8 protein-coding genes and 1 pseudogene are annotated in these 16,112 nt (G+C 32.6%); 8 read left to right on the forward strand and 1 reads right to left on the reverse strand.

The window, feature by feature from the left end:
- The first annotated feature begins 12 nt into the window (after positions 1 to 12).
- Together AC5WOC_RS00830 and AC5WOC_RS00835 are read left to right on the forward strand one after the other, a co-directional pair.
- A pseudogene (locus tag AC5WOC_RS00830) lies at positions 13 to 1,407 on the forward strand (phage tail spike protein).
- A 94-nt stretch (positions 1,408 to 1,501) separates the two neighbouring features.
- Complete coding sequence (locus AC5WOC_RS00835) at positions 1,502 to 2,380, forward strand: BUD32 family EKC/KEOPS complex subunit (protein ID WP_496053514.1); 879 nt, start codon at positions 1,502 to 1,504, stop codon at positions 2,378 to 2,380.
- A gap of 224 nt (positions 2,381 to 2,604) precedes the next feature.
- Here the strand turns inward: AC5WOC_RS00835 and AC5WOC_RS00840 are convergent, their stop codons facing one another.
- Positions 2,605 to 2,850 carry a helix-turn-helix domain-containing protein gene (locus AC5WOC_RS00840; RefSeq protein WP_496053515.1) on the reverse strand — a complete coding sequence of 82 codons (246 nt, stop codon included), beginning with the start codon at positions 2,848 to 2,850 and terminating at the stop codon, positions 2,605 to 2,607.
- 101 nt (positions 2,851 to 2,951) lie between these two features.
- On the opposite strand from AC5WOC_RS00840, the gene AC5WOC_RS00845 reads away from it, so the two are divergent.
- The 6 genes from AC5WOC_RS00845 (at position 2,952) to AC5WOC_RS00870 (ending at position 14,849) form a co-directional block, all read left to right on the forward strand.
- On the forward strand, positions 2,952 to 3,914 hold the full coding sequence (locus tag AC5WOC_RS00845) for a DNA-methyltransferase (protein WP_496053516.1): 963 nt from the start codon (positions 2,952 to 2,954) through the stop codon (positions 3,912 to 3,914).
- 388 nt (positions 3,915 to 4,302) lie between these two features.
- A complete protein-coding gene (locus tag AC5WOC_RS00850) occupies positions 4,303 to 7,044 on the forward strand; it encodes a DrmE family protein (RefSeq protein WP_496053517.1) in 2,742 nt (913 codons plus the stop codon).
- Complete coding sequence (locus AC5WOC_RS00855; RefSeq protein WP_496053518.1) at positions 7,037 to 10,591, forward strand: helicase-related protein; 3,555 nt, start codon at positions 7,037 to 7,039, stop codon at positions 10,589 to 10,591. Before AC5WOC_RS00850 ends, AC5WOC_RS00855 begins: the two co-directional genes overlap by 8 nt.
- A complete protein-coding gene (locus tag AC5WOC_RS00860) occupies positions 10,581 to 12,512 on the forward strand; it encodes a DUF8724 domain-containing protein (protein ID WP_496053519.1) in 1,932 nt (643 codons plus the stop codon). The genes AC5WOC_RS00855 and AC5WOC_RS00860 overlap by 11 nt, the downstream gene beginning before the upstream one ends.
- A 12-nt stretch (positions 12,513 to 12,524) precedes the next feature.
- Positions 12,525 to 13,376, forward strand: coding sequence for a phospholipase D-like domain-containing protein (locus tag AC5WOC_RS00865; protein WP_496053520.1), 852 nt, complete (start codon positions 12,525 to 12,527; stop codon positions 13,374 to 13,376).
- A 249-nt stretch (positions 13,377 to 13,625) separates the two neighbouring features.
- Positions 13,626 to 14,849, forward strand: a complete 1,224-nt coding sequence (locus AC5WOC_RS00870) for a Bcr/CflA family multidrug efflux MFS transporter (protein WP_496053521.1) — start codon at positions 13,626 to 13,628, stop codon at positions 14,847 to 14,849.
- The last annotated feature ends 1,263 nt before the right edge of the window (positions 14,850 to 16,112 follow it).

Raw genomic sequence — 16,112 nt, forward strand, 5'->3', positions numbered from 1 at the left:
GTAGTGACAAATATGTATGTGTTGAATGCGGATGGAGTGGCACAAGGAATACTCAGTAACGATATTCCCAATGCTTGTCCATTTTGGGATGATACACACACCGAGCAATTGGAACATGGACTATTGACGTTGGAATTTACGATTCCAGCCAATCACTCTACTGCTTCCCTTCTCACAACGGAAGGATATGTGATGATTCCGACCGAAGATGGTCAGTGGCAACTGTTACAAATTAAGGAAATCACCGATCAGAACCAAAACCACACTTATACCAAGCAGGTCTTTTGTGAAAATGCGGCAGTATCCGATTTATTGGGTCAGATTGTTCGTCCCACTTCGTTAAATAGCCAGACAATCGAGCAGATATTTACCTATGTCCTGCAAGGAACAGGCTGGTCATTGGGAAGGACAGATTATGCAGGAGTGAATGATTTTCATTTTGATGACTATCTCTCCTCTCTCGAAGCTGTCCATAAAATCTTAGATGTGTTTGGAGCGGAGATCGTTTTTCGGGTAGATTTCAATGGATTACGGATAAGCCAGAAGTGGATCGATGTGGTACAACGAACAGGACAGGATACCAAGAAAATGTTTGTGTATGGGTTGGATTTGGTGGACGTGGAACGAGTAGAGGATACCAAAGACTTGGTGACAGCTTTGGTTGCAGTAGGTCCAGCAGATGCGAATGGAAATGCATTAACATTTGCAAGTTATACTCCACCAACAAATACGAATTACGAGAAGATAAATGACTGAGTAGGAAGTACGGTTGCCCTTCAACAGTTTGGGAAGAATGGGAAGCACATCTTTGGTGTATATAAGGATGACCAAGCCACCAATGCGATTGAGCTTTACAACAACTCGATCAAAAAGTTGGATGAGCTATCTAATCCAAGAATCACGTACACAGTTAATGTGGTGTTATTGGAACAACTGACCGGATATGAAGCACATCGGGTTCGATTGGGAGATACCATTCGGGTACAAGACACCACGTTTCAACCGGATTTATTACTCGAAGCAAGAATAATCGAGAAAAAGAGGAGCTTATCCGACCCCACTCAAAATAGCGTTACACTTGGAGAATTTATTCCTATAGCTCCTTCTTCTCTCGATGGAATCAAACGAATCCAAAGTATCATCCAACAAAACCAGACCAAGTGGGATACAGTTTCTGCTTGGGCAACGACCGATACCAATGGACAAGTGGTACTTGATGGACAAAAAGTAAAAACGAACAGTCTTCCATTGGATCGAACCGCAGGTGGTACGATGACGCTTACTGCCAATGACAGCATTGTGATGCTCGCAGATGATGAGACACCAGTTGAACAACTAAGCGGAACATCGGGTGGATTTAGTTTTTTAGCAGCAGGGCAAATCCAATTTCGCTACAATAAAAAATGATATCCGTTACTTTGAAGAAAATAGTAGCTCTCTTGATCACTCATATATTCATAATTACTTAGATCAAATTGTAGAAAATAATGATTTGGAGATCATGATAAATCAAATCATTAAAGAGGTACTTAAAATCAAATTTAATGATGATCATTTTCAGAAGGATGATGGGTTGAACAAACTCAACTGGAAAACAAAATTATCGGATATTATGAAATATATTACGGAGATTTTTCCAAACAATGTGTTTCATCAAAGTATAATGCGTAATTATTGGTTATCCGAACAAGGCCTATGTCCATTCTTAAATTTTGCCTTTAGTAAGTGGTTACTTATACCCAATACAGATAATCCAGTATTATCATTGGCTGAGCTTAGTACAACATATCTTTATCGTATTGTGAAGATCAACTTAGATATAGATTTAGAATTGGATGGGATTATTAGAAGTAAAGGTGCCTATTGTTATATAGGTTACAAAAAGGATAGGGATAATGAAGTAATTTATAAAATTCCTATGAATTTAGCAGCAAAAGCTTTTATTAATAAGCAAGAAGCATTGCTCACACAAAAATTATTAGGAACAGATCTAGAAGAGCATATACCGAAAATTATCGATTTTAATAATTATAGGGGGATCATTGTAAGGGAATACATTGATGGTTTTACAGGTGATGATCTACTCAGAGATAATCATCCATTCTCTGATTATCAAATTGATTTATTGAAAAATATTTACCACTCTATTATGAAAGTATCAGAAATATATAATGTATTTTTTGATATTCACCCAGCGAACTTCATTTGGTCTTCTTCAAAAAGTAGGTGGTTTTTAATTGATCTAGGTCCAGTACCTTTGATTGGTTCAGATTACTATCCAAATGATTCTTTCGATAACTACTTTAAAAAAGTATGGATGGAGAGACATGAAAGGATGGTAAAAGAGCCAATTAGATCAGTAGATGTTTCATTTTCCTAAGGTGCACTTTTATTAGAAATATTACTTCATGAATTTGTTGTTCCACAAAGAGTGATTAATTGAGTTTTTTCAATGTGGGATCTACTTTTTCATCAACAATCGATTTAAATGATTTCATTAAAAAACGATTTTATTGTATTTATAAAGAGTTGTGTTTTTACTTATCAATCCCAGATAATATAGAAAATAGATTTTTCAATATATTTCCTTCGTTTCTACATTTATCAAAATTGTTCCTCATTAGGTATTAGTTCAATGATGTTGATTGATAATGCATTAGCTAATTTTAGTAGAGTAGTGTATGTAGGGTTTTTCTGAGCTAGTTCCAATTTGCTTATATAATTTCTATGAAGATTTGCTTTAAAAGCTAATGTTTCTTGTGAGTAACCTTTAGCTTCCCTTAAATTACGAATTCTTTCACCCAGTTTACGCAGCTCATTTAAATAAAATTGTTGCTCTTTAAACTCCATGCTAATTCCTCAATCCGAAAGTGTTTGATATCTTTGGAGAAATTATAATATAATAACTCTTGATGATCTGCACACTATAGTGTGCATTAGGAGTGTGATGTATGAATTCTGTTCATGTTGCTTATGTAACTCGTAGAGGACAAGCTTACCATGGTGATTCATTGAATTTACTTGATTCATTACCAGATTGTTCTATTAATTTAGTGATTACTTCTCCACCATTTGCATTACAACGACAAAAAGAATATGGAAATAAAAATGGTGATGATTACATAGAATGGTTAGCTACTTTTGCAAAAAAAATTAAACATAAGTTAACTGATGATGGAAGTTTTGTAATTGATTTAGGAGGTGCTTATAATAAAGGTGTTCCCGTTAGATCTTTATACAATTATAAAGTATTAATTAAATTCGTCGAAGAGTTAGGTTTTTATTTAGCAGAAGAATTTTTTTGGTATAATCCTTCGAAATTACCTTCACCGACTGAATGGGTGAACAAAAGAAAAATACGAACAAAAGATGCTGTGAATACTGTTTGGTGGCTCTCAAAAACTGAGTTTCCTAAAGCAGATGCTAGAAATGTTTTAATTCCGTATTCCAATCGAATGAAAAAATTACTTGAAAATAGTAAAAAGTACTACACTCCTAAAGAACGTCCTTCTGGGCACAGTATTTCTGGAGGTTTTGGTAAAGATAATGGAGGAGCAATTCCCTCAAATTTACTGCAAATACCTAATTCAGAAAGCACCTCAAAGTATTTAGAACTTTGTAAACAAATTGGTGTAAAAGGACATCCAGCACGATTCCCAGGGAAATTACCTGAGTTCTTTATAAAGTTCCTTACTGATCCAGGTGATACTGTATTAGATATTTTTGGAGGATCAAATACTACTGGGGAAATAGCCGAAGAACAAGGGAGAAATTGGATTAGCTGCGAGATTAACTTAGATTATGTAGCAGCTTCATCTTTACGATTTTCAGAGAGTGAAAGACATGCTACAGAGACATATTATAAAATCCTTCGAGGGGAAACGGTTAATTTATCTAAAAGTGAAATATTCTAATCAGATCTTTTAGGAAAACCATAGTGGTTAAAAATCCTGTTCGGGTAGGTGCATATGATGATGTAATCTACTCGGAGAGGTTTTTTCATGGTGTGAAAAAGGCAAACGTTCTACACTCCATCAGATACAAAATACAGTGGGTTCTTTATTTTTAGAAGTTTTATATTGAAAGGATTTTATAATATTAAGGTGTTCGAATATTGATTTTAGCTTGAAGATATTAGTTGAATAACATATTGTGGTAATTTTATATGAAGGGTATAATCAAGATATGGGTATAAAATTCGACATATTCCAACTAATAAATATTATTATCTTAATTACATATAAACCATCCTGCCAATTTTCCTAATTAAAAAATAAGCTTGGTAATTCCGGAGGAGCAATAATGAGAAAGTTGTCGCAATATGAAAGCCAGAGAGCACTGAGTTCTATACTCCCTAAACCAATATTATTAGAGGAAAATAACATAAAGCCATATGAAATCGAACAAATGATAAATTTAGCTAGCATGGATTTAGCTAGGGGTATGCTTAATCATGATAAATATTGTTTGGTTGAAACGATTAGTACAGAAAAATCATCGATTGAAGCTTCAAAAGTTATACCATCTAATATTGATAATCTACTATTAACAATGTCATTGGCAGCTTATAAAAAATCAAAAAAGGATAGCCATACTGGCGATATCCTTTTTTCAATACCCCCATTTGCTTTTGCATATCCATTACTTCTTTCATATCATCTTATCCTAAGTCATCTTTCATCAAATCTTATTAACGCAGATTCACTAAAGTTTAAAGAGGGCTCTGGAATATTAATAGTAACTGATAACATTGAACTCCTTTCTCATATATGGAGAACTACTATTAATACCAACTATCTAAGGGATTTTTTGCAAGTCTTCACATTGGAATCAGGAAAATACAGACCCTTTTCTTTTAATAACAAAACTACATCAACAAACAAAAATAGTAGTAATTTTGATGGGAGTCTTCCTTGGATAACAATCTTCAGAGCATATCGAAAACAATTACCTGAGATTATTGAATTTGTCCCAGATGTAGTTATTCTAGATCTAATTCCTTTTAAACATAGAAAACAGTCTACAAATATAATTAACTGGGCTAAATCTATTTCAAAACATGTTATTGTTATAGCGCCGAGTTATGATGATGTCATTCAGAGTATAGGTGATTCAATATCTTACCATCTACCAATCAATAGATTGTCAATAATAGAGTTACAGAGTGTCTTTAAAATTGATAGCCAAGATTGTTATAGTCCTATCACTGCATCTTGGAGTATTCAATCAACCCTACCTTATTTACTAGGTAATAGAAATGTAGCAGTTGTAAAAGCTAAATCATTAATCAATAAAGTAATTGAGCCACTAAATCTTATACATAATTTATTAAATATTACAATAACCAGGAATGAATTGCCGAAAAGTTTTTTTAGATTAAACTCCCTTTTATTTAAAATACTAGCTATTTGTATTCCGTTGGATTGGTATGAGCGATCAAAAATGTCAAAAGGTGAACCTACATTATTAGAATTGATTAAGAGGTATTCTAAAATACAACCTAATGACCAAGTAGAGCGAATCCATTATGATACTTTAATGACTCATATTTACGAAAACATTTTAAAAATATATGAGTATATTAAAACTGAAAATATAAATATCAGAAGTCAACTTATGTTGCGTACTATTAGAGATGAAATTAAGAATGCAAAAAAGCTAACAATAATTGTTTCAGACAAAATAGAATTTGAGGAATTTCATGTTTGGATAAGATCATTAAAGATATACAGTAAAGCGGATATTGCCAAGATTAATGTAATTACACAGATGGAATGGGCGAAAAATCAGTGGAAAGAAGTGTATTTTACTGGTAAACATGATCCGGATACCATTATTATTTCAAGTCCTTGGAATAAGAAATATCTTAATTCTTTTTATACTAAAAGTAACACTAAAGTAGTATTTATAGATGCATACAACGAAACAAAACTAATAAAATATCAGTTGAATTATGTTAATCAACCAGAAGGTTTACCTAGTTTATGGTCAACAATAGATGAATTATTTGATACTAATTTTTTAAACAATAGTTACCAATATAATAAATCTCTTGATTTTGAGGTGATCGAATATGAAGTGATAGAAAGTAAATCAGATAATTTCACCTCGGAAAACTCACAAAGCAACCCTGTAAATAATCTGTTTAGTGATCAGGCCCTTATTGATTTACTAAGTTCTGACTTAGATATCAACACTATGGATGGTAATCCATTAGAAGATGTCTTATTAGATGAAAAATATATTATTGATTCTACTGAAGAATACGTTGAATGCATTAAGATTACTGCTGTTGATGTTGATACTGAGAAGATTATTTATGTACCAATTGATTTGAATTTAAGGGTAAAAAAATTTAATAAACAAGAAGTAGAAGGTCTTTCTCCTTTAGAATTGATGAGAAATGATATTTGGATAAAAGTAAGAGAGAAGAAAAAGAAGGAACTTTTTAACGAGATCTTGAGCCTTTCTTCTAATACCTTGCTTATGAAATGGATAGATACAAATGTTAATGAATGGAGATTGATGCTTAAAGAACTATGGCGAAAGTATTATGTTCCCAATACTTCTAAGAAAAGTATTTACCAGAAAATCAAAAATGACATTAATAATAATGGTGGGAAAATTGAGTCTTACTTAACAATTGCAAATTGGATTAATGGAAATGTTGAATTAGTAAGATCATTCGATAATTTAAAAGCACTTACTAAGGTACTTAATGATGAGTATTTTAGAAATAGAGCAAAAATAATTTATCAATCAATGAAAGAACTATGGAGTATATATATAAAGCTGGGGAAATCTCTAGCTAGATTAATAGAAGAACAAGCTTTGTTAGGTAATATCCCTAATTCACAGTGGATAAATTTAGGGAAAGACATTGTTATTCCAGTTGATGATGTGTTGAATGCAATTGAACTAATACAAATTTTTAGTGTCGAAAAAAAAACAGTATATCATGTTCATCCTATATTGACTGAAAAGATTTTAGATGAAGACGCAAATAATGCAAACATAGAAAGAGGGTTTATTACTTATGAGTAAGGATGTAGACAGTAAAAAAATTAGCAGTAATGATGAGATAATGTTTATTAATCATATGGCAAATAAGTTAAGAGAAGGTTTTTTAGGGATCAATGAAACTATTGTATTAGGAGAGGAGCCAATACGAAGGTATTTTTCGGGAGTTTTATTCTCTAGTGAACAATTTAATACAGTTGTAGACTTGAAAGAAGGAGAAGACCCTGATATTCAGTATAAAAGCTTAACTAAGAATTATAATATGGGGTTAGAATTCTTAGTTAAGCCTGAAAAGAAAGTAAAAGGTACAATCTCAGGTACATTTAATTTATATTCCCGATTGTTTCCTACATACCAGGAGCAAATGAATTCCTTGGATTATCTAGTGAACGATATCGTACAAGATCAAGAACAAGATGATTCAAGCAATTCACAACAAAAAGGTATTACTCTATTGGAAAAATATAAAAAAAATACGGTACTATTTAAAAACATTAATTTTGAAATTGATACAGAATCAATGGAACCTGTTACTATTTCTTTAAACACGTATATTAAAAATAATGTTAAGGATTCGTTAAATGATCAGGATTTGTTCAATGTTGATCCAATGGCTATTCATAAAACCGGATATATAGGGATGCCAAATATTCCTACCGATGAAGAAGACTATTTTAGGTTTTTAGAGTCAATAAAATCAGATGAGTTCCAAATTCCCCGATGGAGCGCATATCTACTAATTGATCCAATGCATTACAAAGATAAAAATGAAAATGAGTATATTAAGCTTGTTGTAACACTTGTTAATGACACACCTTTATATGAGGAGAGACCGACTGGGCATCCTAGTCAAATGTTTAACTGTGGTTTTGAAATAAACATAGATCACGGAATACATTATCCGTTTATTTTTGATGGAGCCATAAATGACTACAAGTATGACAAGAGTTATCCAGTTAAAGGTATTAATTGTGTTGGTAACTATCTAAACAATGGTAATATTCAGTTGAGTACTGAAGTAATACCTGAGTTTTTTCAACAGTATTACCGTACACGAGAGGATTTTTCTGTAGCGTTCGATGATCTTTTTTCTCCAGAAAGTACGATTAAAACTCTTAACCATGTATTGATTAAAATGAAAGAGTATCTTGTTAATTGGAAAATGTTTATCGATAGTCGAGGTGATGAACAGCATCAACTGACTAATGAAGATGAAATTAAACAATGTATAAGCGATATGTTGGAATTCGAAAAAGAAATTGACTCTTTTGAGTTGGGGATCTATTCTTTGAGGAAAAACTCGAAATTGATGTCTGCTTTTATATTTATGAATCAAATATTTAAATATTCAGGGAAAGACAAGTATTTTTCATGGCGTTTATTCCAAATTATTTTTATAGTTAGGATACTCCCGAGCTTCTATAATCGAGAAATGGATCCTACAGATATAAGAAAAGAAGAGATAGAAAAGTCTGCACAAATTGCTGACGTTTTATGGTTCCCAACAGGTGGTGGTAAAACTGAGGCATATTTTGGTTTAATAGTTACTGCTTTATTTTTTGATAGATTACGAGGGAAAAAAATTGGTAGTTCATCTTGGATAAGGTTCCCATTAAGAATGCTATCGAAAAATCAACTGGATAGATTAGCAAAAATAATTATTACAGCAGAAAAGTTTAGACAAGAATCTCTTAATATTGATGATATAGGAAAACCATTTTCTATCGGTTTTTTTGCTGGGAGTGGGAATACTGACAATTTTGTTAGTGAGAAAATTATTAAGCAAGCTTTTAAAAATGATCATACTAAGAAGAATAAGATGCTCATTCATAAATGTCCAAGTTGTAATAAAGAATTGGATCTAAGTTTTGATCGAGCACTTTGGAGATTTACACATATATGCAAAAACACTGATTGCTTTGTATTTAATAGTAAAATTTTGAAAGGAATTCTACCAATTTATATAACCGACTCAGAAGTTTATAGATTTTTACCAAGTGTTATTTGCGGAACAGTTGATAAATTAGCTATTCTAGGCAGATATAGAGAGTTCTCACATATTTTTGGTCAGATTGGTGGAAGATGTCCCAAACATGGATTTTTCTCAGATCGTTGTATTGTAGGAATATATGATGAGTATAATTCGTGTTCAGAAAAGTCAAGGAAGGGTATCAATTATCGAAACACCCTAGAAATAAGTAGAAAAAAAATATATGATCCAATCCCATTGTTACTGATTCAAGATGAGCTACATTTACTTAAAGAGGAACTAGGAACTTTTAATGGTCACTATGAAGGGGTTTTACTGGAGTATTCATTAAATTTTGGCAGAGAAGCAAGTCATACTCCTAAAGTAATTGCTGCAACTGCTACAATAGAGTCATATGAGCATCACATTAAACATCTTTACATGAGAGAACCTAGAAGGTATCCATCAATGGGATACAAGAAAGGTGAGTCGTTTTACGCTACTTCAACTCCTAATGTTGATAGAAGATTATATATAGGAGTATTACCGCATACCAAGTCTCAGGAAGAAACTATTAGTAGAGCAATTTTTCTTTATCAAAAAGAAATTAGTAGATTGTATGCAAATTTAGAAAAAGCGTTACAGGAGTTTGAGTTTGAAAGCATAAAAACAATTGAAGAATTTAGAATGCTTCTATCCTTCTATGATCTTTCAACTATCTATGTTAATACAAAAAATACTGGTTTCGATATTAAAAGAAGAATAGAAGAACATAAATCATCTTCTCAAAAAATCACCTCTGAAATTTTGACTGGAGAAAATGACATGGATAAAATAATCCAAGTTATTGACCGTATTGAATCAGAAGGAGGAAATGTTCAATATAAAAACAAATTACAAATTTTAATAGCAACTAGCTTAATAAGCCATGGAGTAGACTTGGAGAGAATAAATAACTTTTTCATGGCAGGAATGCCTTCAAAACAAGCTGAATACATACAGGCTTCTAGCCGTTCTGCAAGATCTCATGCTGGATTGGTTTTTGTGAGTTTTAGGCCAACTGACTTACGAGAAAGATCACAATATCAGTTTTTCGTTCAAAATCATGTGTTTATGGACTTTTTAGTAGATCCAGTACCAATTAATAGATTGGCGTTAAAGGCAATAGAAAGAACTTTGCCTGGCATACTTTCTGGAGTATTATTGGGAATCCATTCTCAGTTTAATGATAATAACACCATATACAATTGTGGTAGTTTTAAAGAATACAAATCTCAAATGATTTCTAAAGGAACAGACCTGAGTGAAATTGTTTTAAAACAATTGTATAGAATATATGGTGTTTATAATGATTCATTTCCATTATCCGCTCGTAAAAAAGTGAAGGAATTTGTTTATCAACTATACAATGAAAAAGAGCATATGCTTGAGGTTAGTTCCAGTACCTTAAAAATCAAAGCCGAAGATGGGTTAAACCCCATCAATAGTTTTAGAGATATTGAAGAAGGTATTCCAATTCAAGCCAGTGTGGAAACCTCAATAGTATTAAACCATGCAAAAAGGAGCAAGGAATTAAAAGAGGTGAATATACATGATGTTTAACAATTTTAAACGTGGAAAGAGTCAAGTAATGTTTCGTTTTCTACCTGGGTCTGTGTTTTCAGAAGGAAATAGATGGTATAAAGTTGACGAAATTATGCTCAACAAAATTAATGAAGATACAAAACATTTACTCCAACAAGTGAAAAAATTTATTGGGGATTGGAAAATAAATAATGAGTTGGAGAAGAATTTGTATCCGAATCAAGATGAGTCCTATTATTTTGGAGAAATACAACAGGTATCATACAACTTATTTCCTAATGTTTTTTATTGTGAGATTTGTAAAAATGTACACGAGTATTATAGTCTTAGAGATCTTCAAACAAAAAATCCAGAATTGCAGTGCAAATTTTGTAAGAAAGGATCGCTAAAACAATATACCTACGCATTAATTCATCCTAATGGAGATATACAATCGATTAAAGTAAAAACTAATTCAAGGGCAACAAGCTGGAAGGATAAGTATAATGGTATAAAAATGAATGACACAAGAAGATTCACCACTGCAACTTGGTACAATTCAAATACAAATTTGCAATTGGGATCATTAGGAACTAAGAATACAAATTTACCTTTAACTGAAGAATGGAAAAAAGAAAATAAGCGTTTCTTAGGAGGTACTCATTTATCAGATGGTGATGTATATTACCCCGCTATAAAATCAATCGTAAATTTAAAACAAGATACACTATTAAGCAGGCAAAGGCAAGCTGATTTTCCATTTATCCAGTTTGCTGCTCTTTTAGGACTCTCTTCAATAAACAAAAGAAATTTTTCTGAAAATTTTGTTGAACACAATAATTCGAACTCCCTATTGACAATTTTACAGAACACTCAAGATGGTGTTCAAAGAAAAATGCTTTTAGAATTGATAAAGCAAAATAACCTAGAATCAGAAATCGAAAAAAAATCATTTAAAGAAGAGATAGAGTCTTATTTTAGCATGGGGAGTGAATTTAATTCTGAAAAAGTTTTAAATGATCGTCTACTTCATGAATATGTTTTTACTTGCTATGAGAGTGAAGGAAAGACAATTGAAGAAAAATTAAATGAGTCAAAAGATATGGATGATAGTTTACAAGAAACGACTCTTTTAAATGCTCAAATAGAAATTAAGAATTTAGGTTTTGAAACAGCTATGCTTTTTGAAAAATTTCCCGTAGTAACAATGGGAATAGGCTTTACAAGAAAAAGATTCGATCGGAAAAAAGCAATATTAAATCCATTTCAGCAAAAGATTGGTGGAAATAAGAAATATACTATTATACCAGTGTTAAAGAATGAAAATGAAGCTATCATTTTTAAGTTAGACCCGTTAAGAGTCTTTGCATGGTTGCAAATAAATGGATTAATTAAGGAGGGTGTAGTAGTAAAAAATAAGCAAGAAGCACATGCATTTCTGTACAATTATTTAGAATTGTCAGATAGGGATTCTGACGATTTATCACAGATTGATATAAATTTTGTTGATAACCATAATAGTCTTTTTACAACAGTGTTGACATTTCAATTGCTACATTCACAGATGCATATGTTGTTGAGCTCGGGCAAATCAATATTGGGGTTAGACGTAGATAGCATGTCTGAATATTTATTTCCTTCATCATTATCAGGTGCAATTTATGTTTCCAAATTACAAGGAGGTGGCATGGGAACCTTAATTGCGGCTTTCGAGAATGATCTGGCGAGATGGTTAAGAAATAGTTATGAAAAAACACAAACATGTATTTATGATCCTATATGTAAAGGTCAACATGGTGCTTGTCATGCATGTTCATATTTAAAATACTCTTGTCAACATTTCAACCGTGGACTTAGTCGAAACTTGTTAGTGGGTGGTTCAGTCGGCTCTAAAAAAATAATAGGTTATCTTACAAAAGATGTGGACGAGTATTTGGCTTCAGTAGTTTCTTCGTATTAGGTGGTTAGATTATTGATACAGCTAATGGTACTTATAAAACAATACAATCTCGAAGGAAATCTTTTAAAATGGGCAGGTGCTTTTAGATTTTTACAAGCAACTTATCCTGAAGGATTTCAGATCAGTAAATGGATTGAATTAAATAATCCAATTGAGTACGAATTAACTAGAACAATTTTTAGAATCCTTTTGAAAGGTGATTTTATTTTTCAAAAGGAGAATGGATTGTATAAAATAAGGAATGAGGTGGAATTTCAAAGATCATTTGAATTAATTAATGAAATAGTAAATATGGACTTTTCTAAAATAGAAAGAAAGGAATCGGATTTACTTTGGACTATATCGAATGATCATTTAACTTTACTTCCAAAGGGAATAACTAAACATTTTCGTTTCCTACTCTCTTGGATTCAAGAATTAATATTGAAATCCAGCAAACATATTATCTTTGTTGCACCTTATTTTAGTGAGGCAGGTATTAAACAGCTATTGATTAGTTTAAAAGCTATAAACCAAAATAAAAGTGGGATTATAATTGACTTTTTACTGAATGATGTCCATGAAAGGAATAATGCTGAAGCTATGTTATTCCTATCGAAAAATTTGAATTTAATCAATGGCAATAAGATTCGGATCTTTGAGCCTGATGGTTCGGAAGCGGAAAAATTAATATTTCATGCGAAGTTATTATTGGTAGATGGCGAGAAAGGCTATCTGGGATCGGCAAACTATAGCAAGCGTGCCTTAAGTTTTCAATTTGAATTAGGTGTTCCTCTTTCCTACCATCAAGTGAAGCCACTTAATGAATTGATTAATCTTTGGATAGACAAAGGGCATTTTAAACTAAACAAAGAAATGAACTAATCTTCTAATAGAAAATTTTATTGTTTTTTTGAAAAACCAACTAAGTTACTGTGAAATAAAGTCAGTGCTGTACTCATTGATACAGTTTTCTTAAGAGAAGCTGTAATTTAAACACTATCATGATCCTAAAAATAAGCTAAAGTTCTATATTAGTAATGACTTTATCTAAACTAAATGGATATACTTTGAGAAGATGCTTGAATTAATTAATCTGAGAAAGTATTTTTACAAGGAGATTAAAAAGAGTTTATGAATAATCATATAAATTCCTTTCAATTTTCTCGTACAAAACGATTATGGATAGCTAGTCTCTTGGGATCAATGACTGCAATAGGCCCGCTATCGCTTGATATGTATTTACCTTCTCTTCCGATTTTGACCAAAGAATTACATACGAGCGTTTCTTTAGGGCAATTGAGCTTAACTGCTTGTTTATTAGGTTTAGCATTAGGTCAGCTTTGGATTGGACCACTAAGTGATAGCAGAGGAAGAAGAAAGGTACTCTTGATTGGGTTAGTAGTTTATGCTATTGCATCCGCTTCTTGTGCATTTGTATCAAATATCTGGCTCTTTATCTTTTTTCGGTTTCTACAAGGTTTAGCTGGCTCTGCAGGTATTGTGATATCAAGGGCAGTTGCCAGAGATTTGTATCAGGGTTCAGAGTTAACCAAATTTTTTTCTCTTTTAATGTTGGTAAATGGTGCAGCGCCAGTTCTGGCTCCGATTATTGGTGGGCAATTGTTGGTTTTTATTGATTGGAAAGGTATATTCTTTTTACTTGGCTTGATTGGTTTCGCAATGTTTGTGGCTACATTTTTTGGATTACCTGAAACATTACCAAATGAACTACGTTCACAAAGTGGTATAAAATCTACATTATCTACCTTTCATCGTCTAATTAGAGACCGAGAATTTATTGGGTATGCCTTTGCACAAGGATTGGTTATGGCTGCAATGTTTGCCTATATCGCTGGATCGCCATTTGTATTACAAACTATTTTTGGAGTATCTCCGCAAGGATTTAGTTTCTTCTTTGCTTTGAATAGTATAGGTATTATACTTGCTAGTCAAATTAGTGGCAGATTGGCAGAACGAGTAGGAGAAACAAAGTTACTTGTTTTTGGACTATCTGTGGCTGCAATTGCAGGACTTATATTGTTTTTGGTTATTTTCTTTGTTGGTGGGTTGGTAGCGATAGTAATACCATTATTCTTTGTGGTATCCAGTGTGGGTATTGTAAGTACTGCTAGTTTTACGCTTGCGATGGAAAAACAAGCCGGGTCAGCAGGGAGTGCTTCTGCAATACTTGGGTCTCTTCAATTTGTTTTAGGTGCAGCGATATCCCCTCTTGTTGGTTTAGGTGGAGGTCAGAGTGCTACAACTATGGCTACTGTTATTTTAATTGCAGGTGTTGGGGCAATCCTATGTTATGTGTTGCTTGTTCACTTGCCTTCAAAAGCTAAAAAGCTTTGATCTAAGGTTAATGATTAGATCTTAAAGTTTTATTAAAATAGATAACACTCAAATCATATTCTCAGAATACAACCCACCCCAATTGACCACATTTTGCCCACACACTAAAAATCCTTGAATTCCCCCACATACACACAAGTGAACACAAACCCTTGAAACACGGGACTTCATGCACCTATGTGACCCAGAGGAAACCCAAGGAAACACCTATATTTAATATGGAAGTATAATCGACACTCACTAAACGAGAGCCAATTTTCCTTGATATATCAGGGGTTTTGGCTTTTCGTTTTTGTTTAAAACCTCATTTGACCACATAAGATTTACACGCTTTTAAAACCCTCTTTCTTTGACTCTAATTTTTTCATAGCTTGATCAAAATTTTTAGCAAGATCTTTTTGCACCAAGATGGAATGAAAAGGAACAATTTATATTGTCAGAAGGAAAGCAGTAATGACTGATCAGGATGCAACAAATGAAATATTTTCAATGGTAGAAACCTCTCTTTCTAAATCGATACAGGAAGTAAAATCCATTCATTTAGGAAGATTAAATCCTTAACATTTACTGATGGTCCCAAGTTATTTGTCAAACAATATCATCTAGATTTGGAGCGACCCTTGGAGACATGCTTACAAAGTCACATGTAAAAGGGGGACTAGACTTAGGTACAATTGGTTCTTCTATCGTTTTTGGCTTTCACTCTTGTAGTTTTTATCGTTTACGATACGGTGAAAAAAACAAAAGGACTATAACATAGCATACCTATTATAGGTATCACCCAATTATCATGGCGAGACTACATACCACAAATTGACTACTTACCTATAACCTAGGGTAAACTAGAGGGAATCAAATAAATGTCGAAACTTTGGAAACCTGCAATTTTACTGAACTGAGGTTAACTACATAAACTGACGCATTACCCCGTAGTTAAGGGACCGCAGGTGTATTAAGCACCATCCAAAATCCCTGTAAACACAAGGGTTTTGGATGGTTTTAGGATAGGGAAATGAAGTGGAAATTACCTGCAAAAATGCCAATTGACCTGTTTTGACCACGCACTCGGATACAATGCAATTTCTTACTTTAAATAATTTCTACTATTTAATGTGATGGGGATATAGGAGGGATGCCGATTGCTCATTCTTATGGTCTTTTTTACGAAAAAAAGAGCCCAATGAACCGCTGTGCATTATCTATTAAAAAAAATGTAAATTACGCTGAGAGTAAATTTGTTTCTAAAATATGAAAGTAACTAAG

The sequence above is a fragment of the Shimazuella sp. NTD247 genome (genome assembly GCF_059510415.1).